Here is a 23985-nt window from a genome sequence, read left to right on the forward strand (position 1 = left end):
TCCGGGGCGGGCCGGCCACCTAGCCCGCCCCGGACGCCACCAATCCACGGAGCCCTCCATGGACGAGAAGCTGACCACCGAACTCCTGACCCACCTGTGCGCGGTCAAGGGGCTGCCCCTGCCCGAGCGCGCCGAAGTGCGGGTGTGGTCGATGTCCGGCGTCGAACGCGTCACCTTTCCCGACCGCACGACCGCCATCTTCAAGTACGCCAAGCAGCCCTTCGACAACGAAGCCCAAGCCCTGCGCCTGGCCCACACCCTCGGCGTCCCCGTCCCCGAACTGCGCGCGACGGCGATCCTGGACAGCTGCCTCGGCATGCTTCTCGAAGACCTCGGCGCCCCTACCCGCGAGGCGGATGACCTCGACGGTGTCGCTGCGGCCGTGGTCCTCCACGACACCCGCACCGCGCCAGCCCTGTCTCTGCTCGATGAGGGGCGCCTGAGCGGCCTGCCCGTGCGTGCCGCCCAGCACCTTGACCAGCTCCGCGCCACCGACCGCTGGCCAGACACCGCCGACATCGCAGACATGCTCGACCAGATCGCCAAGGCCGCTGGCTCCCGAGCCACCGGCACCACGCTCGCCCCGTTCGGCTGGGTGCACTCCGAGTTCCACCCCACCAGCCTCCACATCGGGGATCACGGCTGGCGTCTACTCGACTTCGCCCGTGCTTTCACCGGCCCCGGCCTGCTCGACCTCGCCTCCTACCACGGCACCACCGACGCGCCGAGCCCCATCCGACTGCGGGTGTTCCTGGAGCAGTACGTCACCGCAGGCGGCCACGAGGACGCCCTCGCCGCCCGGGGCGGCCTGGCGGCCGAGGCATGGGCCTTGGGCTGGCACCGCATGTGGGCAGTGGAGTGGTTCATGGACCAGGCCATTCGCTGGATCAACGACCCGGCCAAGGACCCCGCGTACATCCCCGTCGTCCGCCGCCACCTGAACGACGTGGTCCAGCTCCTGGAGGTCTAGGTGCTCGCCCAGGTCTCCCCTTGGTACGCCCACGCTGCCCAGCGCATAGCCGCTGCTCCCGCCCACGCGTTCACCGCACCGACCCGGATGGAATGGAGCACCCACCCGGGCCTCGGTCCCGGCGCCGAGATTCTCGGCCCGGACCTGCGCCGCAAGCGCATCCTGGAGTTGGGCTGCGGCCCCGGCCACAACGTAGCCCACCTCGCGAAAGGCCATGAGGCCCGCGTCACCGGCGTGGACCTGGTCGGGCTCCAGATACGCCGTGCCCGCTCCCACTACGGACACATCGACGGCGCCACGTTCGCCGCCGACCACGCACTGCACCACCTGCAGGCCACCGGCCAGACCTTCGACGCGATCTACTCCGTCTTCGGCGCCATCGGCCTCGTAGACCCCGAACTCCTGCTCGCCGCCATTTCGCGCCGCCTGAAGCCGGGCGGTGTCCTGGCTTTCTCCGTCCCGCACCCGGCATGGGCTGGAAGACATCCATCCGCTGACGATCGTCCGCGCGAGGACTACGTCACCATGCCCGACCACACCCGACTACCCATCGCCCGATGGGAGTTCGACGCCCACCGCTGGGGCGCCCACCTCGCCCGGACCGGCCTGCGCATCACGGCAGCTCTGGAGCTTCGCCACCCGCGCCGCGACTCGTGGCCGACCACCCTGCTGATCACCACCCGCAAACGCCCCGGAGGCACCGATGACCCTGCCCTACCTGCTGCTGGACATCGACGGCGTCCTCATACCGTTCCCGGCTGCTGACGGCAGCACACCGCCCACCCATGCCCGCCACACCGTCCTGCCCACCGGTCGGCACCTCAACGACCCTGTTCACGTCTGGCTCGACCCGAACCACGGCGGCCTCCTCACCGCCCTCCTGACCAGCGGCCTCGTCATCCCCGTGTGGTGCACGAGTTGGTGCAAGGACGCGACCACGATCATCGGGCCCCTCCTTGGCCTGCCCGACTTCCCCTACCTCGACCTCCCCCGCCCCCAGATCACCACCAGCCACCCGAACGGCTACCTCTGGAAACGCGACCATGTCGACCCTTGGATCGGCAGAAACCCCGTCGTCTGGATCGACGACGACTTCACCGCCCTCGACCACATCTGGGCCGCTGAACGCATCTCCCGCGGCGATCCGACGCTGCTGGTGCAGCCCGACCCGTACGCCGGCCTCCAACCGGACCACCTGACTCTGGTCCGAGAGTGGGCCGCTCGCCTTCGGGAGACGCGAGAGGCTGCCGACGCCGCGTAGTCTTTCGGGCGCGTGGGCGCAGGCTCATTTTTCGAACAGGTCCGGTCGCCACTCTCTGATGTCTGCCTCGAGTTTGCCGTCACGTACGTCGCCGAGTGCGGCCGCGTATCCGATCTCGATGGCACAAGCGAACCCCGGGCCGTCTGTGGGCCGTCGGCCGTGCTCTTCCCTCGCCGGAAGGCACGGCCGACGGCCGTTCTGTGCGCCCGGTCCGGATCAGTCCTCGGACCGCTCGGACGCCAGCAGTTCCCGCAGTTCGCCCACCGCCTCACGCAGCCGGTCCGCGAACGTCCGCATCTGGTCGGCCACCGCCAGCGGTGTGCTCAGATAGATGTTGAACCTCTCGGGCAGCAGCACATAGGCCACGCCGATGCAGCGGCTGCTGGTCGAGCCGAAACCGAAGTACTGGATGTTCTCGGACGGCGCGGAGCTCGTGCTCAGGTAGTCGTCCCGCATCGTGAGCCAGCCCGGCGTCCGGTACAGCGCAGGCTGCTCCGTCACGCCCAGCTCCGCCCCGCGCCGGCGCTGGATCAGCTCCAGCTCCCACAGGTGCTGCTCGGGCGCCTGCCCGTTCTGGCACTCCTTCGCTCGCGCCACATGCTTCTCGGCGGCGGCCCGGAACGCGGCGCGCCGGGTCTGCGCATTCGCCGCAGGGTCGTCCATCGCCGCCACGAACTCCTGCGCCTCCGGGGTGACGACGCGCATCGCCTCCGTCCGCCCGCGGCGGTACTGCAAGGTGGCGATCGACTCGTACGTGGCGCCCAGGTGCCCCTTGGCCCGCTGATGGGCGAGCTGGTAGGCGACCTGGACAAACGCGTCCGGAGAGACCCGAAGCGCCTTGGCCGCCTTGCTGCCGAAGTCCTCGAACGACACCGTGCCGGTCGCGGTGGCCGCCCCGTACGCCGCGAAGGCGTCGGCGGCGGAGCGCACCTGAGCCCGCAGGACGTCGTCCAGCTCGAACACGACCGGCGCCAGCGTCGGCAGACCCTGCGGACGGGCTCCGGACTGCCGGGACTGTTCCTCGGCCGGGGCGCTGAGCAAGGCGTCGGTGAAGCTGAGGATGGTGGTCCCGTCCAGCTCGCAGTGCTCGACGTTGATGCCCGCCCGGCCGTCGGCGAAGACGATGAAGGACACGGCCTTGTCGAACCAGCGGTTGCCGCGGTCGCCGTACAGCAACTGGTCGCAGGTCTCCTGGGTGTCCGCGGGTGCGAAGTCCTCCAGTGCGACGCAGAACAGCGCGGTCTCGACGTCGTCCAGTGCGTCGGCGTTACGGGGGTGACAGGCGAGGAGGGACTCCCGGGCTGCCGCCCACTCCGCGCGCGCCATGGTGGTGAGGTGGCCCACCGAGGTGTCCGCGGCGGCCGGCTCGGCGCCGGCCTTCATCACGGCCCGCAGCCCCGCCTCGAGGTCGTCCAGGCTGTGCGGGACACCGCCCGGACCGAATACGTCCAGCTTGAACATGCCGCCCCGGAAGAACACCACGATGTGCCGTGCCTCGGACGGGCCTGGCCACTCCTCGGTGTAGGGGCTGCGGACGGTGTCCTGCTGCGCGCCGGGAATCCGGGTGGCGGAGAACAGGAACTTGTTCTGCACCATCGACTGGGGCCGCCCGCGCTGCGCCACCGGCACAATGAGCCCCTGATCGAGCTTCCGCTTGTAGTTGACGGCCCCGGCGATGAGCCCGGCTGCCCGCTCCACCTGCGCCTGGCCCGAATCCTTGAAGAGGAAGAAGAAGTTGGCGTTGAGCGCGATCCGGTCCCGGCGGCCCAGGTAGCGGTACGGCCAGAAGGTGTCGAGCCAGCTGTCTACGCCCTTGGTGGCGTCGTACGCCTCCAGCGCCGCGTGCAGCGCCCGGCCGGGGCCGTCGGGCCGGAGGAAGGCGGCGACCTCCGCTTCGGTCGCCGCCAGCTCGTCGGCGGTCAGCAGCGGAGCGCACCAGGCGAGAAACCTCTCGCAGCTCGCTTCCAGCGTAGGCAGCGGAATGCGCGGCAGGCTGTCCTCCTGAGCGAAGGTCGCGATGTCTGCCATTCCCTGACTGTTCAAATCTGCTCTCGATTCAGATCGTGGGGGCGGTGGATTCCTCGCGGGCGGCGAGGCCCCCGTTCGGAGGGCCTGATGTGCCGTACGGGCGGGAGAGGTAGAGCTGTGCGTAGAGCCAGCCTTCCGCCTCCAGGCCCTGCGCATCCACCCCTGCGGCCGACATTCTGTCCAGCACGAGCGCCTGCTCCTGCGGGGAGGCGAACCGCCGTTGTTTGAAAACCCCTTCGACACGGATGGTCCGGTATCCCAGTCCTGCCAGCGCGCTCTCGACGGGGTCGAACGGGAACATCCGCAGCACGAAGTGCGCCATCCAGGGCAGGCGGTCGCCCTGCGCCCGGACGACGCGCATAAGTGTCCGCTCGGTGACATAGCCGAGGCAGCCCGTCGATATCACCAGGTCCGTCCCGGCGAACTGGGCGCGCTGCCGCGGTGTCGGCTCGTGCGCTTCCAGGTCGGCGTGCACCGCGTCGTCGAGGAACCCGGCCTCGAGCGCGTAGGACAACGCGCTGCCCGAGGTGTCCAGGCCGACGAAGCGGATGCCGTGGGCGGGTTGGCGCGACCGGGACAGCTCCCGGTCCCGCGCCAGCAGGGCCGCACGAGTCACGGTCCCGGTCTCCACGCCGCCCACCGACTCGGTCTCCGCGTCGCCCAGCGCGTCGGCGTCGCCGTCCGCGCCGCAGTAGCGCGCGTACAGCTCGTCCATCGTCGCGTCGTACTTCAGCAGGGCGGCGTTGATTCCGTACGAGCAGCCTATGTCCAGCACTTTCGGCACGTCGACGTGCTGGGACTCCCGGTACTCCTTGATGAGCTTCGCGAAGTAGGGCTTGGCCAGTTGTGGAACGCAGTAACCGAGCGGGCGCAGCACGCTGAAATAGCTGCGCGGATCGGGCTGGGTGTAGATGTGGTCGAGCGAGACTTTTCCGGTCGCGTCGAAACGCACAGGGCTTACTCCTCGGTGGATCTCAGCGTGGGAAAACGGCCTGCGGCGACTGCACGTCCTCGCCGCTCGCTAATCCAGCAGTCGGTCGCCCCGGACGGCCCGGCCCTCGGCCGCCAGGTGCTCGGGCAGCACCCGGCCGAAGAGCTGCCGGGTCCGTGCCACGCTTCCGATGACGCCGGGGCGCTCGCTGTACGCGAATATCGCGGAGTGGCGCGCGACCTCGCCCCGCACGGGGCTCACCCGGTGCAGCGAGTAGCGGCCCTTGAACAGCTGCAGGTCACCAGGTTGCAGGGAGAGCCGTCTGGTCAACCGCTCGCCCCGGCCGTCCAGTACGTCCCGGACGTCGTCGAATCTCTCGTCGTGCGCGGACCTGATGTTCGGGCAGTACTCGAAGACGCCGCCGGCCTGCGCCTGCCGGGTGAGCATGCTCACGGTGAATTCGTTGGTGTCGAAGTGCCAGGGGTGCTCCATGCCCGGCGCGACGACGTTGAGAACCAGCCCGGAGAGCGGGTCCGCCAGCTCGTGCAGGTGCGGCAGTCCGAAGCAGCGGGCGACGAAGCGCTGGAACACCGGGTGGGAATAGAGCAGGCTGATGAGGGAGTCCGCGGGGATGCGGTCCCGCGCCACGAACGCGTTGCCCCGCTCGAAGCTCGTCCGGCCCGGGTGGTCCTCCGGCAGGGCCGAGTCCACCGCGATGTTGTAGACGTTGACCGTTTCGACGTCGAAGTGCGCCCGGGGGGCGATGGCCGAGCACTCCTCTTGCAGGACATCTCGGAGCGACGGACGGATGAAGTCCGGCAGCACGGTGCAGCCGAGAGTCGACAATTCGCGCTGGGCACGGGCAACCACGGCCTGTCCCTCGGCGCTCTCGATTTCCGGCAGGGGATAGCGAGCCGTGTCGACCACCTGGTCGAGCGTCATGGCTTCCAGAGTGCTCATTCGATCCTCTCCACGTGCGGGCAGACCGTTTCGAGCCGGATGCCGCCGTCCGCCGCGCGTCTCCGTCTCCGACGCCCCAGCGGGGCGACCGATGCGGTCCGCGTGCCGTCCGGTCCTCACGCTCGGCTCTTCAGCAACTCCATGGGGGAGTACCACAGTTGAAGTTCCCACAGCACCGCCGCATTGTCTGTGACACGTCACACTGTGCCGATGCGGCATACTCACTCCGCCCTGAAGTCACCGGTTACTCAGCGGGGCATGCCCAGGACTGCGGCGGGCGGGCGTCCACCGCGACCGCGAGTATGTTCTCCCGTCCCCAAGCACCCAGCGGCGCCAGCGCGTCATTGAGCGAGACGCCGAGCGAGGTCAGCGAGTACTCGACGCGAGGCGGCACCTCGGCGTGGACCACGCGATGCACAATGCCGTCCGCCTCCAGCTCCCGCAGATGGGAGGAGAGGACCTTCTCGGTCACGCCAGGCACCAGCCTGCGCAGTTCCCCGAAGCGGCATGTCTGTTGGTTGAGCGCCCAGAGGATCAGTACCTTCCACTTCCCGCCGACCACGTCCATCGCCGCGTCGATCCCGCAGACGTACGCCCCCGGTCTCCCCAACTTCCCCACGCCCCACCCCTTCCGCCTGCTCGCTCGCCCTGGCCAACCACCCACTTCGGAGCGCGTACTTGATCGCTTCGGGGCCCGCGACAAGCCTAATCGGTAGGGCTGACACAGCCCGTGCGTCCACTGGTCGTCCACTGGTCGTCCACCGAGGGAAATGTAATTGCACTAGTGCAAAATAAAATTGCCGCTAGTGCAGAAAGGAGCTACCGTTCGAGCCATGCCAGCCAAGACACCTGTGTCCGTGACACTGACCGGCCGCCATGTGCGCCTCGAACCGTTGACGATGGAGCATCTCGGCGACCTCTTCGCCGCGGGCGGCAAAGACGACGAGGTCTGGCGCTGGCAGGGCGGGCCGACGCCGCGTACGCGGGACGAACTCGGTTTCAAGCTCGGCGAACTGCTTGAAGCCGCGGAACACGGCACGTACATACCGTTCGCCGTCATCCGTCGCGCGACCGGCCGGGCGGTCGGCTGGACCACCTTCATGGACATCGACGCGGAGAACGAGCGTCTGGAGATCGGCTGGACCTGGTACGGGCGCGCGTCCTGGCGCACGGAGGTCAACACCGAGGCGAAACTGCTGTTGCTGACGCACGCCTTCGAGGATCTGGGCATGGGGCGTGTCCAGTTGAAGACGGACCATATGAACCAACGGTCGCAGGCCGCCATCGCGCGTCTGGGGGCCCAGCTCGAGGGTGTGCTGCGCCGCCACCGCCGGCGCCCCGACGGTACGTGGCGGGACACCGTCTACTTCTCGCTCCTCGCGGAGGAGTGGCCGGCCGCGAAGGCGCGCCTCGGCGCCCGGATCTGACCCGCCGGGTCGCGAGGCGGCGACCGGCCGGGGACGGCGCCGTCTCTCGGCCCGGCGCAACGGCCTGCGCCTCTTCCCTCACGGGCGCGGCCCGTCGGGGTGATCGTCTCGCCGGAAGCCGCCGCACGCACGTACGATCGACCGGCATGGGGATCACTGTGCAGAATCTGACGTACTACCCGGTGAAGGGCTGTGCCGGTACGGAAGTCGACTCCGCCCGGGTCGGCGAGACGGGGCTCGAGCACGACCGCACCTTCATGGTCGTCGACGCCGCGGACGGTACGTTCCGCAGTCAGCGCACGCTGCCTGCCATGGCCGCGATCCGGCCCGGGATCGTCGACGGGGGTGCGTCGCTGCGGCTGTCCGCCGACGGGGTCGAGAGCGTACTGCTGGAGGCCGACCCGGACGGCGAGCGGCGGCCGGTGAGGATGTTCGGGCGGGCCATCGGGCAGGGCGCGGATCAGGGGGGCGCCGCCGCGGAGTGGTTCTCCGAGGTGCTGGGGGTGAAGTCCCGGCTGGTGCGGGTGCCTTCGGACTTCGACCGGGACGGCTGGGGCGAGACGCCGGGCAAGGTCGGGTTCGCGGACGCGCATGCGGTGCTGGTGGCGTCCCAGGCGTCGTTGGACGGGCTGAACGCGCGGATCGCGGAGCGTGGCGCGGCTCCGGTGCCGATGGACCGCTTCCGGCCGAACATCGTCCTCGACGGCTGCACGGAGCCGCACGCCGAGGACGGGATGCGACGGCTGGAGATCGGGACCGTCCGGCTCGCCTACGCGGTCCGGGCGATGCGCTGCAGTGTCCCCATGGTCGACCAGCTCACAGGGCTCCGCGCCGGTCCCGAGCCGATCCGTACGCTCGCGGCGTACCGACGGGAGCCGGAGTACGAGAACAAGGTCAGCTTCGGTATGAAGGCGGCCGTCCTGCGGCACGGGACGCTGAGCATCGGCGATGCGGCACTGGCGACGTGGGCGGCCGGGGCGGCCGTCTGAGCGATCGCCCCGGGCGCGTGGGTCAGCAGGGCGGAGCGGGCTTGCTGTAGGTCGTATTGCTGGGTGTGGCCACGTAGTAGTCCGAGACGTAGCGGCCGTTGTCGAGTCGGTCCCAGATCTTGGTGGTGCCGACCGCCGAGCCTGCCTGCTGGCAGACCACCCACGCCAGGGACCCGTTGGGCGACGTGCCACGGACGGCGGACGAGGTGCCGGCGCCAGTGTGCTCGGCGAGGCCGCTGGTCGCGGTGGTCTGGTAGGGGTACGTGCAGCGCGGCAGCGGGGCGCTGTAGCCGGTGTTGGACGGGGTGCTGACGTAGTAGTCGGTGACGTAGGTTCCGTCCGAGAGCTTGTCCCATACGGCGGTGGTGCCGACGGCGGAACCGGGCGCCTGGCACACCACCTTGAGGGCGGACCCGGGCGCGTACGACGTGGAGACCGGGTAGCCCGTCGAGGGGCCGGTGCGGGCGTGCAGCGCGGTGGAGCTCGTCGCCGTGTAGGTGTACGCCACGGTGGCGACCGGCGCGTCGAGCCGGTCGGTGTCGATGTTGAGAGTGACGCCGCCGTAGGTCTCGTCATGGTCGCCCTTGAACTGCTTGGCTCGCTGGTGGACCGCCCAGTTGGAGTCGGCGATGCCGGTCCAGCCCTTCAGCGAGTCGACCTCGTCGAAGCGGGCGATCCACAGCGCGTCGGGACGGGCGTAGGAGGTGGAGGTGAAGACGTCGGAGAGCTGCTTCGCCCCGAGGTTGAGGTTCATGTAGACGCCCGACACATAGCCGAGCCGGTGCAGTTCCTTCGTCCAGGCGGAGACGAAGGCCAGCACTCCGGTCCGGCATGTGGCGTCGGTCTGCGTGTAGTGCTCGATGTCGTTGTAGAGGGCGCTGCCGGGCTGCATGCCGAGCGCCTCCGCCGCGGCGACGGCGTCGGCGGCCGCCGCGGTGCCCTGGCCCTTGGCGGTCGCGGCGGCCCGGCTGATCTTGGCGTCGGTGGGTTTACCTCCGCAAGGCGGTTGCAGGCCCTTGTAGATGGGCAGCAGACGCCAGTTGAGCGCCGACACGGACGCCACCCACGACGCGGTCAGTGCCGGTTGGGCGCAGGTGCGGCTTATGCCGCCGATGTACACACCCACAGCCCGGTACGGGGATGCGCTCCACGCCTGGATGACGGACAGCGGCGGCGCTGTGCAGGTGTCGAAGGCCAGTCCCGAGTAGCGGGTTGCGCTCGCTCCCACGGGATAGGGGACCGACGTCGCCGGTTCGGCGGCGGCGGGCGGGGCGAAGGTGAGCGAGGTGCCGGCGCCGAGTACGCCGGCGGCCAGGAAGGCGAGGAATCGACGAAGGACGCGGTGCGGATGAGACATGTCTCCCCCCGGGGCGGCTCGAACCGAATGGGTCCAGAATGCCCCAGTCTGCGCCAACTGCACCCCTCGCCACACGGGTTGTTACGAGGAACCTGTGGTCGGTCGAGACCCGTGGCGGACAGGCGGCGCGGGTGCCCCATGCGTCACGTAGGGACGTCCGGCTGTGCCGGTTCCCGCGGACGCGGGCGTCCCGCTGCCGTCACCTCGGGTGACGGCAGCGGGACGCCGTTGTTCAGATGTTCAGTTTGTTCGGTCAATTGCGCTTGTTCGGTTACTTGCGCTTGTTCGGTCTGTTCAGCGGCCGTAGCGGATCAGTGCCCGCACCATCCGGCACGTCGTGTCGGACGGCGGGTGGACTCCGATGCGCTCCGCCGTCGCATGTATCTTGCGGTTGTCCGCGGTCGCCGGGTGATAGACGCCGGAGTCGAGCAGAGCGATCGCCAGGCGCATGGCCTTCAGTCGGCGATTGTGCGACACATACCACTCGCGCGGCTGTCCGGCCGGCAGTGCCTTCTTCTTCAGCGGCTTGTACACGGGCTTCGTCGTGAGTGTGGCAACGGCCATCGGCAACCTCCTGGCACGGTGGCGGGACCATCCCGAACTACTGTCCATTCTACTGCCCACCACTGACAATCGCCGCTGGCCAGACGGTGTTTGCGAGGGGGCGAGCCAGTACTGTGGGGGCATGGAGATCTGGATCAATCCGGCCTGTTCCAAGTGCCGCAGCGCCATCGACCTTCTCGACGAGGAGGGCGCCACGTACACCGTCCGCCGCTATCTGGAGGACGTGCCGAGCGCAGAGGAGATCCGGGCTGTCCTCGGGCGGCTCGGGCTCGAGCCGTGGGACATCACGCGTACCCAGGAGGCTGCGGCGAAGGAGCTGGGGCTCAAGGACTGGGCGCGCGACGACGGTTCGCGGGAGCGGTGGATCACGGCGCTCGCGCAGCACCCCAAGCTGATCCAGCGGCCGATCATCACGGCCGAGGACGGGACGGCCGTCGTGGCGCGTACGGACGAGGCGGTAAGGGGCGCGCTCGGCCGGTCCTAGGGCGCCGGGCTCGACCTGCCGTTGAAGACTCCGGCGCGGGCGGCATGGTAGGCGGCTTCGGCGCCGGCGTGGACGAGGCGGGCGTCGATGGGGCGGCGGTTGATGAGGAGCCGGTAGTAGAAGGGCGCGCTCAGCGCGGCGATGACGTCTGTGGCGTCGGTGTCCGGGGAGAGTTCGCCGCGGTCGATCGCGCGCCGCACGAGCTGGGTGACGTGCTCGGTGCGGCCCGCGAACGCGTCATGGACGATCTGTGCGACCTGTGGGTCGTGGGCGGCCGCCGCGACGATTCCCTCGATGAGGTTGCGGTTGCGCGGGGTGGCGTGGAAGTCGGCGATCACCTGGGCCAGTTGGTGCAGGTCCTGCCGGAAGTCTCCCGTGTCGGGGGTCGGGATGGTTGTGCTGTGCTGGGCCAGCAGATCGCCGATGACACCTTCGACGGTGCGCCAGCGCCGGCGGATGGTCGAGACGTGGACTCCGGAGCGCTGCGCGAGCTTGTCCAGGGTGAGCGCGCCGAACCCGTGCGCGTCGAGCTCTTCGAAGGCGGCGGCCAGCACGGCCGCGCGGGTGCGGGCCGTCCGCCCGCCGGGACGGGCCGAGCCGTGAGGTGGTCGCTCTGTCATGGTCCTGGGCTGCCTGGTGGGTGGGTGGGCCGGCTTGCGTCCCGCTCAACCTAATGGGCACCAGACCTGCACGTCCCCTTCGCCTGCCTCGTCAGCCGCCCGGGAAGTCCCCGATCCGGTGATCCGGCCCGGCGGGGGCCTCGAGCGGGAGGGCGCGGTGGGTGGAGCCCGCCGGGATCACGGGCTCCACCTCGGGTGGTTCTGAACGGCTCCCGCGCATCGGGCTCACCTCTGCGGACTCACCGCCCACCGGCCCTCAGCGCTCGTCCGTGCCCGGCACCTTGCCCGTGGCCAGCGCGATCCGGTTCCAGGTGTTGATGGTGAGGATCAGGGCGAGCAGGTGAGCCAGCTCCTGCTCCTCGAAGTGCGCCGCCGCATGCGCGTACACCGCGTCGGGCACTCCGCCGTCCGCGACCAGGGTGACCGCCTCGGTCAGGGCGAGTGCCGCCTGCTCCTTCTCCGTGAAGAAGTGCTTCGCCTCCCGCCAGAGGCCGGTCATGTGCAGGCGCTCCTCGCTCTCGCCCGCCTTGCGCGCGTCGGTGGTGTGCATGTGCAGGCAGTACGCGCAGTGGTTGAGCTGCGAGGAGCGGACCTGGACCAGTTCGACCAGCGTCGGGTCCAGGCCTTCGCGGGCCGCTGCATCCAGGCCGATCACGGCGCGGAAGGCTTTCGGGGCCAGCTTCGCGAAGTTGACGCGGGCGGTGGTGCGGCCGGTGGTCGGGTTGATCTCTGTCGTCGTCATGTGTACGAATCTAGAAGCTCAAGCGACCGGTGACGGGGTGCATTTCAGTGGCAGAAACATGGGTCAATTCGGCGGAGATCCTAGGTGCGGATCTGCATCTGGAGCTGACGGGTCCGGGCAGTCGGCGCGCCGCTCTGATGCGGGCCCTGCGCGAGGGCGTCCGGAGCGGGCGGCTGGCCCCCGACACGAAGCTGCCGCCCTACCGCTCCCTCGCCGCCGACCTCGGGATCGCCCGTAACACCGTCGCCGACGCGTACGCCGAGCTGGTCGCCGAGGGGTGGCTCACCGCGCGCCAGGGTTCCGGGACCCGGGTCGCGCATCTGGCCTCCCCGCCGCAGGGCAGGAGAAGGGGTGCTCCCGTACCCGGGCAGCGCACCGCGGCCAGGACCGTCCGGCCGGCGTACGACCTCGTACAGGGGCAGCCCGACCCCTCCGTCTTTCCGCGCGGTGCTTGGCTCGCCTCCGCGCGGCGGGCGCTGACCGCCGCGCCGCACGATGCCTTCGGGCCCGGCGATCCGCGTGGACGGCCCGAGCTGCGGGAGGCGCTGGCCGGGTATCTGGCCCGGGTGCGTGGGGTGCGGACCGATCCGCGGCGGATCGTCGTCTGCTCCGGGACCGCACATGCGCTGCGGCTGATGGCGGCGGTCGCGGGCGGCCGGTGGGCCGTGGAGTCGTACGGGCTGCCCTTCCACCGCGGGCTGCTGGCGGACGGCGGCGTACGCACCACTCCCCTGCCGATCGATGAAAACGGCGCCCGGACAAGCGAGTTGGGCACGGTGGACGCCGTGCTGCTGACTCCCGCGCACCAGTTCCCGACCGGCGGTCCGTTGCATCCGGCGCGGCGCGCCGCCGTCGTGGACTGGGCGCGGTCGACGGGTGGGCTGGTTCTGGAGGACGACTACGACGGCGAGTTCCGCTACGACCGCCGGCCGGTGGGGGCGGTGCAGAGCCTCGATCCCGACCGGGTGGTGCTGATGGGGTCGGTGAGCAAGAGCCTCTCCCCTTCCCTCCGCATCGGCTGGATGGTGTTGCCCGAGCATCTGGTGGCGGCGGTGGTGGCGGCGAAGGGTGCGCGCGAGCAGTGGTCGAGCGCCACGGAGCAGCTCACTCTCGCGGACTTCATCACCTCGGGGGCGTACGACCGTCATGTGCGCAAGATGCGGCAGCGCCACCGGCGCCGGCGCGACCAGTTGGTGTCGGTCCTGGCGGAGCGGGCGCCGCAGGTGCGGGTGACCGGGATCGCGGCGGGGCTGCACGCCGTGCTCGAACTTCCGGCGGGGTCCGAGCGGGCGGTGCTTAAAGCGGCGGCCTGGCAGGGGCTCGCCGTCGAGGGGCTCGCCGGCTACCGGCACGCCGACTTTCCCGCGGACGGGCGGGACGGACTGGTCGTCGGTTACGCGACGCCGCCGGAGCACATCTACGCCGCGGCGCTGGACGCGCTGTGCCGGGCGCTACCACCCGATGAGCAGCAACAACCTTAAGGAAAGTTAAGGAAGTTGTAGGTGAGACCGCTGAGAAGAACGGAATTGCTACTCGTACGTAACGGCACACGGAACCGACCCGACAGGAGCCCCACGTGTCGCGCAAGAAGACCCTCAGCGGGAAGAAGAAGATCGCTCTGCTCGTCGGCGCCGCCGCCCTCGCGGGCGGTACGGCAATTGTCATGACCGGTACCAGTCAGGCGTCGGTGGCCTGCGACGGACTGGTCACCGCCCTGCAGAACAACGAGAAGTTCATCGCCGACCAGCGTGCCAATCCGGATGCTCAGTCCGAGGCACGGATCGCCAACCGGCAGGCCGTCATCGAGCAGATCAAGCGGCAGCAGGCCGCTTCCGGTTGTGAGGTGGGCGCGGGAGCGGGTGGTGGCGAGGCCGCGGAGCAGCCCGCCGCGCCCCCGGCCGCGGAGCAGCCCCCCGCGGACGACCAGGCAGGCGGCGACCAGGCAGGCGGCGACCAGGGCGCCGGCAACCAGGCAGGCGGCGACCAGGCAGGCGACCAAGCGGGCGGCGACCAGGCAGGCGACCAGGGCAACGCCGGCGAGGTCGTCTGCGCCGGCTCGACCGTGACGCTCTCCGGTGAGGGCGGCGCCCCCGCCGCCTCCAGCAACCAATTCCCGGTCGGCACCACCCTCAAGGTGACCAACCTCGACAACAACAAGTCGACGACCGTCAAGGTCGCCTCCGTCTCCGGCAGCTGCGCCCTGCTGAACAACGCGGCCTTCGAGCAGGTCCGCGAGCCCGGCAAGTTCCTCATCCGCAAGGCGCGGATCGAGCGCGTCGGCTGACACCGACGGATTCCGGGACGGTGCCGTTCTCCTGCGTACGGCACCGTCCCGGCCACCGCGCTCACCACCTGAGCCGCGGCCCTAACCACGCCGCAGAAGCTCCGCCTCCGCCTCCGCCAGGATCTCGGTGAGCCGCAGCCCGAACCGTACGTCGCAGTCGTGTGGCCGCCCCGTCCGTGCCGACTCCAGCAGCGCGTCGACGGCCGTATGGAACGAGCCGACCGCGTCGCCCCAGGCCGGGAGCACCGCCGTCCCCTGGTCACCGACGAATTCGATGCTCACCCCCGAGGCCTTCACCGGCGCGCTCAGGCCCAGCGTCGCCGTGCTCGACGCCCCGGACACGTGCCGCAGCACCAGATGCGCGGTGTCGACCGGGCCACGAGCCGCGGCCACCTCCGTCACATCGCCGAGCACCGGCAGCAGTACGGACAGCACATGCGGGCCGACATCCCACAGCCCACCCTTCTCGCGCCGCCAGGGCGAAGCCGCGTACGGGCTGTCCTCGCCGGATCCGTACAGCGAACCGAGCCACCGCGCATGGGCTGTGAACCAGCCGTCCACCGCCGCCTGTTCGGCGATCCAGGGCGCGGTTTCGGCGGCGTGGCGCAAAGTGCAGAACACCACCGACGCGACCCCGGCCAGCTCCGCCGCCTCCGCCGTCTCACGCGCTCCGGCCACCGTCGTCGCGACCGGCTTGTCCAGCAACAGGTGGCAGCCGGCCGCGGCCGCCCGGGCCGCGAGCGGCGCCTGGACGTCCGGCGGCAGCGCGAAGGCCACCGCGTCGCAGGCGGCGAAGAGCGCGTCGATTCCGTCGTCGCCGGAGTACACCGCCGTGTCATGGGCTGCGGCGAGCGCGGCGGCCGCCTCGGGCCGCCTCCCCCACACGCCGGCGAGCTCGACATCCGGATGGGCGGCGAGCGCGGGGGCCTGGGTGCGCTCCGCCCAGGGTCCGGTACCCAGGAGTCCGACACGCAGCTGCTTCGCGGGCTTCGTCATGCCGCCCAGTGTGCCCCGTGCAGAAAATCACCCGCGACGTCCCGAACAGGGCTGCGCCTTCTCGGCCCCGTCGGGGCGAGTGTCCCGCTGAACCCCGTATACGACGCGGCCTCCCGGCTCTCCGCCGGATCCGTGCCGCGGGCTTGGAGTCCCTGCTCGGCGAGCGCGGACGCACGCTCGCGGCCGCGGCCGAACTCGCTCACCGACGGACACGACCGGCCATCGGCGCGGCGTAACGTGGGGTTCACAAATGGGCAACGGTCGGGAAATCCCGGATTGCGAAGCTGCGCGGCATACCGCTGCACCCGCAAAGGATGAGGCCCCGTGACCTTCAAGGCTGAGTACATCTGGATCGACGGCACCGAGCCGACCGCCAAGCTTCGCTCGAAGACGAAGATACTGACGGACGGGGCGGAGCTGCCCATCTGGGGCTTCGACGGGTCCAGCACCAACCAGGCCAAGGGGCATGCGTCCGACCGCGTGCTCAAGCCGGTCTTCTCCTGTCCGGACCCGATCCGCGGCGGCGACGACGTCCTGGTGATGTGTGAGGTCCTCAACACCGACATGACTCCGCACGCCTCCAACACCCGCGCGGCGCTCGCCGAGGTCTCGGAGAAGTTCGCCGCCCAGGAGCCGATCTTCGGTATCGAGCAGGAGTACACCTTCTTCAAGGGCTCCCGCCCGCTGGGCTTCCCCGAGGGCGGCTTCCCGGCCGCGCAGGGCGGCTACTACTGCGGTGTCGGCGCCGACGAGATCTTCGGCCGTGACGTCGTCGAGGCCCACCTGGAGAACTGCCTGAAGGCGGGCCTCGGCATCTCCGGTATCAACGCCGAGGTCATGCCCGGCCAGTGGGAGTTCCAGGTCGGACCGCTGGCTCCGCTGGAGGTCTCCGACCAGCTGTGGATCGCGCGCTGGCTGCTGTACCGCACCGCCGAGGACTTCGAGGTCTCCGCGACGCTCGACCCGAAGCCGGTGAAGGGCGACTGGAACGGCGCGGGCGCGCACACCAACTTCTCCACCAAGGCGATGCGCGAGGGCTACGACGCGATCATCACCGCCTGCGAGTCGCTGGGCGAGGGCTCCAAGCCGCTCGACCACGTCAAGAACTACGGTGCGGGCATCGACGACCGCCTCACCGGTCTGCACGAGACGGCCCCGTGGAACGAGTACAGCTACGGCGTCTCCGACCGTGGCGCCTCGGTCCGTATCCCGTGGCAGGTCGAGCAGGACGGCAAGGGTTACATCGAGGACCGCCGCCCGAACGCCAACGTCGACCCGTACGTGGTGACGCGGCTGATCGTCGACACCTGCTGCGCCGCGCTGGAGAAGGCCGGCCAGGTCTGATCGCGCTGCCGTGCCGCACACACGAGGGCGTCCGCCGGTCCCGCCGGTGGGCGCCCTTCGGCATGCCGGCGCCCTTTCGCGAGAGGGTTTTCTTCGGCGTGGATCGCGCCAGGTGACCGTCAGGTCGGTGTCAACGTCCGTATCAACGTGCGGAAGGCCACTGCTGCCGCCGGACGACATCTGCTTCAATGGGGACATGGCCAGCTTCCAGCACATCGCGACAGGTCGCAGCGACCTTGAGCCGTTCTGGCCTTCCCGGCAGCACCATGACTTCGACCGGGTGTGTTGCCGCGCGGTGAACGCGCAGGCCCTCTAAAGCCGCTCATCCCGGTCTTCGGCCAGCGCGCACGACGTACGTCCGTCTCATCGACTCGACGACTCCTCCGCGCGAAAGAGCTGACCTCTCATGGCGAACTCCCGTTCCTTCTCCGCCGTCTCCGCCGTCTCCGCCGTCTCCGCCGTCCCCGCTGCGACCGCCGTCAACCAGTATCCGATCAGCCCGGGCCGGCACCGGCTGCGTGCCGTCGACCGGGACGAGGTCGTGACCACCGCGCAGGTGGTGGACTTCCTTCCGCCGGGTGCCACATGGCTGCCCGCGCCCCAGCACACTCTGCCCACACTGCCGGATCAGCCGCCGATGATCGGCTACCTCGTTCTCGTACCGGCCGATCAGCAGCCGCCGTCCGCTCTGGCGCCGTCCGCCCTGGTGCCGTCCGTCGCGCCGGCCCAGGCCCAGGAGGGCGCCGGACCGGTCTCCATCGACAGCGTCCAGCGCACCGCCCTGGTGGACGGGCAGGCGCTGGATCTGACCTACCTCGAGTTCGAGCTGCTCGCGCACCTGGTGGCGCATCCGCACCGGGTGCACACCCGCGACCAGTTGGTGACCACCGTCTGGGGTTACGGGCATGTGGGCGACGGCCGGACCGTCGACGTCCATGTGGCCCGGCTGCGGCGCAAGCTGGGCGCCGAGCACCGCCGTACGATCCAGACCGTACGGCGGGTCGGCTACAAGTACGCGCCCTGAGCAGTCCGCACGGAGCCCTGCCTGCCCGACGGCAGGCGGGGCTCCGTCGTGTCCCGGGGCGTGTTTGAGAAGCAGCGCCGTTCGCCCCCAGGGCTGGGGTCCCCCCCCGGACGAAGTCCAGGGGGAGGGACTTGTGGAACACGCCCCTAGCCGGTCCGCCCGCGGAACCGGGGCACGGCGGCCAGCGTGATGTCGAGGGCCAGGAACAGCAGCAGGCTGACGCCGAGCATCGGTACGAACCAGCCGATCAGCCCGGTGGCCGCGGCTATCGGCAGCAGCGCCGGCAGCGGCACCTTGCGCCATGCTCCGCGCGGCATCGGCCGGCCGACGCTCAGCCTGCGCTCCTTCGTCGGCCTGCGCAGCCACCACATCCGGTAGCCCCACACGATCAGCAGGATGAGGGCGAGCGCGAGCGCGGCCAGCGCCAGCTGGTTGGCGAGGCCGAGGAAGACACCGGTGTGGGCGTCGATGCCGAAGCGGGTCAGTTTGGCGAGAAGCGGGTAGTCGGCAAAGCGCAGTTCGTCGATGACCTTGCCGTTGGACGGGTCGACGGCGACCGAGTCGAGATGGACGGGGAACTGGGTGTCCCTCTCCTTGACGACATAGCCGTTGCCCTCCTCCGGGAGGGTCACCGTGATCTTCGTGTCGACTCCCGCGGCGCGTGCGGAGGCGACGGCCCTGTCGATGCCGACGTCCGCGCCCTGGTGCGCGCCGCCGTGGCCGCTGCCGTGGCCCTCGTGTCCGCCGCCCGTGCCGCCGGCTCCCTCGAGGGTCGCGGAGACGGTGGGCGTGGCGCCGCCGAGCTGGTCCTGGACCGCGCCGATGTTCTCGCCCGCGTAGCGCGACCAGGTCAGTCCGGTGGCGGAGAGCAGTACGAGCCCGGTCACGGCCCACAGTCCGACCGAGCCGTGCCAGGAGAGGGTCCTGCGGCGGCCCTTGGCGCCGCGCTGGGGGACGAACAGGGCGCGCTTCGTCGTACGCCTGCGGCCGAGCCAGAGCAGCAGTCCGCCGAGAGCGACGACCCAGAGCCAGCTGGCGGCCATTTCGCTGTAGTTACGGCCGAGGTCGCCCAGGTGCAGATCGCGGTGGAGCTGGTCGAGCCAGGTGCGCAGCGGGAGGGCGCCCGAACCGCCGTAGGAGGTCAGCTCGCCCCGCACCTGTGCGGTGTACGGATCCACGAAGACGGCGAGGGACTTGCCTTCCTCGATGTCGGGGGTGGTCATCAGGACGCGAGTGGTCGCGCCGTCCTCGTTCGAGGGCCAGACGGCGGTCACCGTGCCCTCGGGTCGGGCCTTGCGGGCGGCTTCGACCTGGGTGCCGAGCGGGAGGGCGCGGTCGCCGACCGGTACCTCGAGCTCATGGCTGTAGAGAATCTTCTCGGCCTGGAAGGAGAGGGCGTAGAGCAGTCCGCTGGCGGCGGCGATCAGGAGCAGCGGCGCGATGAGCAGGCCGGCGTAGAAGTGGAGCCGGAGGATGAGGGGGCGCAGTGAGCTCCAGGTGGATCCCGATCCGGTCTCCGGTGGATTCTCGGTGTTCTGCGCGGGGGCGTCAATGGCCATGGTGTTCCTAGGGAGTTGGCGTCGACATGGGGAACCGGCCCCAGGTCAGACGGCTGCTCCGGGGGCCGTGGCGCGGGGTACGGGGAAAGCGGGCGGGCCGCGGCGCACCAGGGTGTGGGCGAGTACGACGCCGGGGAGCCGGAGGGTGCGGGACGGCCGGGGACGCGCCGGGGGCCGCGGGGCTTCGGGCATCCGGACGGCGGTCAGCAGCAGCCGCAGTGGAGTGAAGGCGAGGGTGCCGATGGCGTGGGCGAGCCGGAAGAACGCGGCCTCGCCGCGGGCCAGCCAGAGCGCGCAGACGGCCGCGGCGAGCAGGTGGGCGGCGAGCATGCCGGCATCCGCGTCCATCACCGCAGTGGCGGGCTCGTACTGCGGATGGTGGTGGTGCTGCCCGGCCGTGGCTCCGCCGGCTCCGGAGAAGATCAGATGCAGCGTGGCCTGTACGGCGAGCAGGCCGGTGCCGATGGTCGGTACGCCGCGGCGCCGCCCGCCGGCGAGCCAGCCCGCGGTCCCGGTCGCGGCGAAGGCGGCGAGCAGCGCGGTGAACGGGATGTGATCCGCCGGCATACGCGCATGCGCGACGGCGGCCAGAATGACGGACACCGCCGCGAAGAGCGCGGCCCGAAGGGCGCGCATCGGCGACCGGGCATCTGTCATGGTCTGCACATGTTGCCATCCCGGGGCCCAGGTCCGGGAGGGGCCTGCGTTCGCTTCCACTGGCAGCGGAATCTCTTTCGTCCCGAGCGTCCCGGCAGGCAGAGTCACGGGTATGAGACTTCTGGTTCTGGGGGGTACGGAGTTCGCGGGCCGTGCGGTGGTCGAGTCTGCCCTTGCGCGCGGCTGGGAGGTGACGGTCTTCCATCGCGGGCGGCACGAAGCACCGGCGGGTGTCACCTCGTTGCTCGGCGACCGCACGGCGCCGGACGGGCTCGCGGCGCTCGCGGAGGGCGAGTGGGACGTGGTCGTCGACACCTGGTCGGCCGCGCCGTCGGTGGTACGGGACGCGGCCCGGCTGCTGGCGGGGCGGGTCGGTCGCTATGTCTATGTATCGAGCTGCTCGGTGTACGCCTGGCCGCCCGCGGCCGGCAACGACGAGACCGGTCCGGTGGTGGAGGCCTCACCCGACGCGGTCGAAGTCCCGTACGCGGAGGCCAAGCGTGGCGGAGAGCTGGCGGTGCTGGACTCGTTCGGCGAGGAGCGTTCGCTGCTGGTGCGGGTGGGGCTAATCATCGGCCCGTGGGAGAACATCGGCCGACTGCCGTGGTGGCTGCGGCGGATGGCCCGCGGCGGCCCGGTGCTGGCGCCGGGTCCGCGGGACACCCCGCTGCAGTACATCGACGTACGCGACCTCGCGGAGTGGATACTCGATGCGTCGGTACGGGGCCTGAGCGGCCCGTACAACCTGGTGAGCGAGCAGGGCCACACGACCATCGGCGAACTGCTGGAGGCGTGTGCGCGAGCCACCGGCTCGGACGCGGAACTGCGCTGGACGTCCCCGGAGGCGATCCTGACGGCAGGCATCGAACCCTGGACGGACCTCCCGATCTGGATCCCGCGGGAGCCGCAGCCGGAGCTCCACCGCGCGATCCACCAAGTGAATGTCACCAAGGCGCTTGCCGCGGGCCTGAGTTGCCGTCCGCCCACGGACACGGTGACGGACACCTGGACCTGGCTCCAGTCCATCGGCGGCACCCCTCCCCAGCGACCGGACCGCCCGGTGCTGGGCCTGGACCCGGCTGTCGAGGCGAAGGTGCTGGGGCTGTAGGTGACAGCGCCGGCCGGGCGGGACGGGCCACAGTCCCGCACCGTCAAGGCGGCGCCCTGCAGGACCAAGTCCGCAGCGGGCACGGGGCCGCGCATGCCCGTCGCCGGGGCACGAATCCGCTGAGGATCCGCCGGACGGACGGCCTGCGGATCGGCCTGCGGATCGGTCGGGGGATCAGTCTGGGGGATCGGCCTGCGGACAGGCCTGTCACGGCAGTTGAGGCACAGGCCCGCATCGCCGGCGAGCGGGTGCGGCCCGACCGGGTCACGCCGGGCGACGGTCCCGCCGTCCGAAGCGGTTCGCCGGGCACCGCGGCGCGAAGCCGCCGCAACCGAGGGGGCGGGGGGACGCCGTCACCCGGCCCGACAGGCCCGCGCCTCCGGCGCGGGCCTGTTTCGGTGTCGTCACCTGCCCCGGGGCTGGGGGGTCCCCCCGGACGAAGTCCAGGGGGACGGACTTCTTCCACACGCCCCTAGCGGCCCGCGCTCACCGGTGCCGGCCGGCGGCCCTGCGGCGCCGGCCGCACGTCCGACTCGCCGTGTTCCAGCTGCGGCAGCCACCTCAGACCCCTCGGCGTGCGCCAGTTCCGCTCGCCCAGCAGCGCCATCACCGACGGCAGCAGGACCATCCGTACGATCGTCGCGTCCAGCAGCACCGCCACCGCCAGGCCCACGCCCATCTGCTGCATGTCCTGCATGGACAGCGTTCCGAAGACCGCGAACACCGCCACCATGATCGCCGCCGCGCCCGTCACCGCGCCCGCCGTGCGGCGGATGCCCTCGCTGATCGCCGCGCGCGTGTCCTTCCCGCTGTCACGCGCTTCGCGGATCCGCGACACCACGAATACGTGGTAGTCCATCGACAGACCGAACAGCACCACCAGGACGAACAGCGGCAGCCAGCCCTCGATGGCGCCCACCGACTCCGCACCGAGCGCCGACGCCCCCCAGCCGTACTGGAAGACGGCGACCATGACGCCGTACGCGGCCGCCACCGAGAGCAGGTTGAGCAGGATCGACGTCAGCGCGATGACGTACGACCGGAAGCAGAACAGCATCAGCAGGAACGTCACCGCCGCGATGAACGCGAAGACCGGCACGATGCCGCGCTTCAGCTGGTCGTTGAAGTCGACGGACCCCGCCAGCTCGCCGCCCACATGCACCTGCGCCCCGGTCCCGGCGAACGCCGCGGGCACCCGCTTCTCGCGCAGGTCCGCCAGCGCGTTCTTGGAGCGGTCGTCGCTGCCGTTGCCGGCCAGCGCCACCTCGATCTCCGCGATGTTCCGCGCCTTGTGCACCGTCACTTTGTCGGTCGTCGCGTCGAACTTCGCGAGCGCACCCCGCATCCGCTCGGAGTCGATGTCGTCGGCCTTCACGACCACCCGTGCCGGCTCCGGACCGCCGGGGAACGCCTCGGTGATCTTCTTGTACGCGACGGTCAGGGCGGCGTCGGAGCCGAACTGCTTCTCCATCCCGAGCTGTTCGGTCTTCATGCCCAGCGCGGGCGCCGCGAGCACCAGCAGCACGGCGACCGCGCCGAACGCGAACAGCTTCGGCCTGGCCAGTACGGGCCCGAGTACCGCGCCCGCCACCGCGCCGCTCTCGTGCGCGCCCTTCTTGCCGCGCCGGTTCAGGAACGGAATCCGTCCCGCGTCGATCCGGGCCCCGAGCCAGGACAGCAGCGCCGGCAGCACCGTCACCGAGCCGAGCATCGCGATGAAGACAACGATGATCGTGGCCAGCGCGAAGCCCTTGAAGAGCATCAGCCCGGACAGGAACATCCCGGCCATCGCCAGCATCACGGTCACACCGGAGACGAGGACGGCCCGCCCGCTGGTCGCGGCAGCGATCCGCAGCGCGGTCTCGGCGTCGTGCCCGGCGGCCCGCTCGTCACGCTCGCGCCGCAGATAGAAGAGGCAGTAGTCGACGCCGACCGCCAGCCCCATCAGGAACATCACGGAGTAGGTGGTCTGGAAGAGGTGCAACTGGTGACTGGCCAGCGAGAGCAGGCCGAAGGCCGCCATGCACGCGGTCAGCGCGAGAACGACCGGCAGCAGCGCCGCGACGACGGCCCCGAAGGCTACGAGCAGAATGCCGAGCGCCAGCGGTACGGCGGTGAACTCGGCCTTCTGGAAGTCCTCGGCGAGCAGATCGCCCAGCCACTTCTCCGAGCTGGCCTGCCCGAACTGATGGATCTCGACGCCCTGTTGGGCCTTGTCCGTGTCCCGTACGGCGTCGAGCACGGGCTGCACACGGTCCGCCGCCGTCTTCGAGTCGCCCTTGATCTGGAAGCGGATCAGCGCTTCCCTGCCGTTCTCGGAGGCGAGCGGAGCCTCGATCTTCTGTGCCTCGCCCGTCTTCTCGATGGCCACGGCCAGCTCGCGCGCCGCGTCCTTCCAGCCGCCGGCCGTCCCGCTGCTGACCAGGACCAGCTCGCCGGCCGGCTGAACCAGGCCGGCGTCGTCGAGGATCTTCTGGGCTCGTGCGGAGTCGCCGGTGTTCTGCTCGGACTGGGACATCTCGACCATGCCCGACGCCCCGCCGACGGCCGTGGCCAGGACGACGAAGAGCAGCCAGCCGATGATCGCCGTTTTGCGGTGGTGTGCGCTCCACACACCGATACGTGTCGCGAGGTTACGCCGCATGGCGTTTCTCCCCCATTGGTAAGCGCCGGATGAGTC

At 70.5% G+C, this 23985-nt stretch carries 23 protein-coding genes; 11 read left to right on the plus strand and 12 right to left on the minus strand.

Annotation, left to right across the window (positions count from 1 at the left end; all coding sequences use genetic code 11):
- The first annotated feature begins 58 nt into the window (after positions 1-58).
- The 3 genes from OG966_RS11715 to OG966_RS11725 are packed head-to-tail and all read left to right on the plus strand — an operon-like array spanning position 59 to position 2231.
- Positions 59-970: an aminoglycoside phosphotransferase family protein gene (locus OG966_RS11715; RefSeq protein ID WP_326649478.1), complete on the plus strand. Its 912-nt coding sequence runs from the start codon at positions 59-61 to the stop codon at positions 968-970.
- Positions 971-1735 (plus strand): class I SAM-dependent methyltransferase, encoded by a 765-nt coding sequence (locus OG966_RS11720; protein WP_326649479.1) that lies wholly within the window; start codon positions 971-973, stop codon positions 1733-1735.
- Complete coding sequence (locus OG966_RS11725; RefSeq protein ID WP_326649480.1) at positions 1674-2231, plus strand: HAD domain-containing protein; 558 nt, start codon at positions 1674-1676, stop codon at positions 2229-2231. The genes OG966_RS11720 and OG966_RS11725 overlap by 62 nt, the downstream gene beginning before the upstream one ends.
- 216 nt (positions 2232-2447) lie before the next feature.
- Here the strand turns inward: OG966_RS11725 and OG966_RS11730 are convergent, their stop codons facing one another.
- The 4 genes from OG966_RS11730 to OG966_RS11745 form a co-directional block, all read right to left on the minus strand.
- Entirely contained in the window at positions 2448-4259 is a 1812-nt protein-coding gene (locus OG966_RS11730) for a choline/carnitine O-acyltransferase (RefSeq protein WP_326649481.1), read from the minus strand.
- A gap of 28 nt (positions 4260-4287) precedes the next feature.
- On the minus strand, positions 4288-5211 hold the full coding sequence (locus OG966_RS11735; protein ID WP_326649482.1) for a class I SAM-dependent methyltransferase: 924 nt from the start codon (positions 5209-5211) through the stop codon (positions 4288-4290).
- 69 nt (positions 5212-5280) lie between these two features.
- A complete protein-coding gene (locus tag OG966_RS11740; RefSeq protein WP_326649483.1) occupies positions 5281-6150 on the minus strand; it encodes a HalD/BesD family halogenase in 870 nt (289 codons plus the stop codon).
- Between the two features lie 244 nt (positions 6151-6394).
- A complete protein-coding gene (locus OG966_RS11745) occupies positions 6395-6718 on the minus strand; it encodes a winged helix-turn-helix transcriptional regulator (RefSeq protein ID WP_406733897.1) in 324 nt (107 codons plus the stop codon).
- 265 nt (positions 6719-6983) lie between these two features.
- On the opposite strand from OG966_RS11745, the gene OG966_RS11750 reads away from it, so the two are divergent.
- Both OG966_RS11750 and OG966_RS11755 read left to right on the plus strand, forming a co-directional pair.
- Positions 6984-7577, plus strand: coding sequence for a GNAT family N-acetyltransferase (locus OG966_RS11750; protein ID WP_326649486.1), 594 nt, complete (start codon positions 6984-6986; stop codon positions 7575-7577).
- A 146-nt stretch (positions 7578-7723) separates the two neighbouring features.
- The gene (locus OG966_RS11755; protein ID WP_326649487.1) at positions 7724-8566 is read left to right on the plus strand and encodes an MOSC domain-containing protein; all 843 of its coding nucleotides are present in this window, start codon (positions 7724-7726) and stop codon (positions 8564-8566) included.
- Positions 8567-8588: 22 nt separating this feature from the next.
- Here the strand turns inward: OG966_RS11755 and OG966_RS11760 are convergent, their stop codons facing one another.
- Entirely contained in the window at positions 8589-9923 is a 1335-nt protein-coding gene (locus OG966_RS11760; protein WP_326649488.1) for a glycoside hydrolase domain-containing protein, read from the minus strand.
- Positions 9924-10217: 294 nt separating this feature from the next.
- Complete coding sequence (locus OG966_RS11765) at positions 10218-10487, minus strand: hypothetical protein (protein WP_326649489.1); 270 nt, start codon at positions 10485-10487, stop codon at positions 10218-10220.
- A gap of 121 nt (positions 10488-10608) precedes the next feature.
- Between OG966_RS11765 and OG966_RS11770 the strand changes: the two genes are divergently transcribed.
- Entirely contained in the window at positions 10609-10971 is a 363-nt protein-coding gene (locus OG966_RS11770; protein ID WP_326649490.1) for an arsenate reductase family protein, read from the plus strand.
- On the opposite strand, the gene OG966_RS11775 is transcribed toward OG966_RS11770, so the two are convergent.
- Complete coding sequence (locus tag OG966_RS11775) at positions 10968-11591, minus strand: TetR/AcrR family transcriptional regulator C-terminal ligand-binding domain-containing protein (protein WP_326649491.1); 624 nt, start codon at positions 11589-11591, stop codon at positions 10968-10970. The genes OG966_RS11770 and OG966_RS11775 overlap by 4 nt on opposite strands.
- A gap of 256 nt (positions 11592-11847) precedes the next feature.
- Positions 11848-12333, minus strand: coding sequence for a carboxymuconolactone decarboxylase family protein (locus tag OG966_RS11780; protein ID WP_326649492.1), 486 nt, complete (start codon positions 12331-12333; stop codon positions 11848-11850).
- A gap of 47 nt (positions 12334-12380) precedes the next feature.
- On the opposite strand from OG966_RS11780, the gene pdxR reads away from it, so the two are divergent.
- Positions 12381-13814, plus strand: a complete 1434-nt coding sequence (gene pdxR / locus OG966_RS11785) for a MocR-like pyridoxine biosynthesis transcription factor PdxR (protein WP_326649493.1) — start codon at positions 12381-12383, stop codon at positions 13812-13814.
- Between the two features lie 95 nt (positions 13815-13909).
- Positions 13910-14617 carry a hypothetical protein gene (locus OG966_RS11790; protein WP_326649495.1) on the plus strand — a complete coding sequence of 236 codons (708 nt, stop codon included), beginning with the start codon at positions 13910-13912 and terminating at the stop codon, positions 14615-14617.
- 81 nt (positions 14618-14698) lie between these two features.
- On the opposite strand, the gene OG966_RS11795 is transcribed toward OG966_RS11790, so the two are convergent.
- Positions 14699-15613 (minus strand): Gfo/Idh/MocA family protein, encoded by a 915-nt coding sequence (locus OG966_RS11795; RefSeq protein ID WP_326649496.1) that lies wholly within the window; start codon positions 15611-15613, stop codon positions 14699-14701.
- A 324-nt stretch (positions 15614-15937) separates the two neighbouring features.
- Here OG966_RS11795 and glnII point away from each other — a divergent pair, with 324 nt between their 5' ends.
- Positions 15938-16957 carry a glutamine synthetase gene (glnII, locus tag OG966_RS11800; RefSeq protein ID WP_326649497.1) on the plus strand — a complete coding sequence of 340 codons (1020 nt, stop codon included), beginning with the start codon at positions 15938-15940 and terminating at the stop codon, positions 16955-16957.
- A gap of 406 nt (positions 16958-17363) precedes the next feature.
- A complete protein-coding gene (locus tag OG966_RS11805; protein ID WP_326649498.1) occupies positions 17364-17981 on the plus strand; it encodes a winged helix-turn-helix domain-containing protein in 618 nt (205 codons plus the stop codon).
- Between the two features lie 146 nt (positions 17982-18127).
- Here OG966_RS11805 and OG966_RS11810 read toward each other — a convergent pair whose 3' ends face one another.
- Both OG966_RS11810 and OG966_RS11815 read right to left on the minus strand, forming a co-directional pair.
- A complete protein-coding gene (locus OG966_RS11810; RefSeq protein ID WP_326649500.1) occupies positions 18128-19540 on the minus strand; it encodes a PepSY-associated TM helix domain-containing protein in 1413 nt (470 codons plus the stop codon).
- 45 nt (positions 19541-19585) lie between these two features.
- Positions 19586-20197: a hypothetical protein gene (locus OG966_RS11815; protein ID WP_326649501.1), complete on the minus strand. Its 612-nt coding sequence runs from the start codon at positions 20195-20197 to the stop codon at positions 19586-19588.
- A gap of 112 nt (positions 20198-20309) precedes the next feature.
- Here OG966_RS11815 and OG966_RS11820 point away from each other — a divergent pair, with 112 nt between their 5' ends.
- Complete coding sequence (locus tag OG966_RS11820) at positions 20310-21305, plus strand: SDR family oxidoreductase (protein WP_326649502.1); 996 nt, start codon at positions 20310-20312, stop codon at positions 21303-21305.
- A 472-nt stretch (positions 21306-21777) separates the two neighbouring features.
- Here OG966_RS11820 and OG966_RS11825 read toward each other — a convergent pair whose 3' ends face one another.
- Entirely contained in the window at positions 21778-23949 is a 2172-nt protein-coding gene (locus OG966_RS11825) for an MMPL family transporter (protein WP_326649504.1), read from the minus strand.
- Positions 23950-23985 lie beyond the last annotated feature (36 nt).

It is taken from the genome of Streptomyces sp. NBC_01750 (assembly GCF_035918095.1).
Classification (GTDB): domain Bacteria; phylum Actinomycetota; class Actinomycetes; order Streptomycetales; family Streptomycetaceae; genus Streptomyces.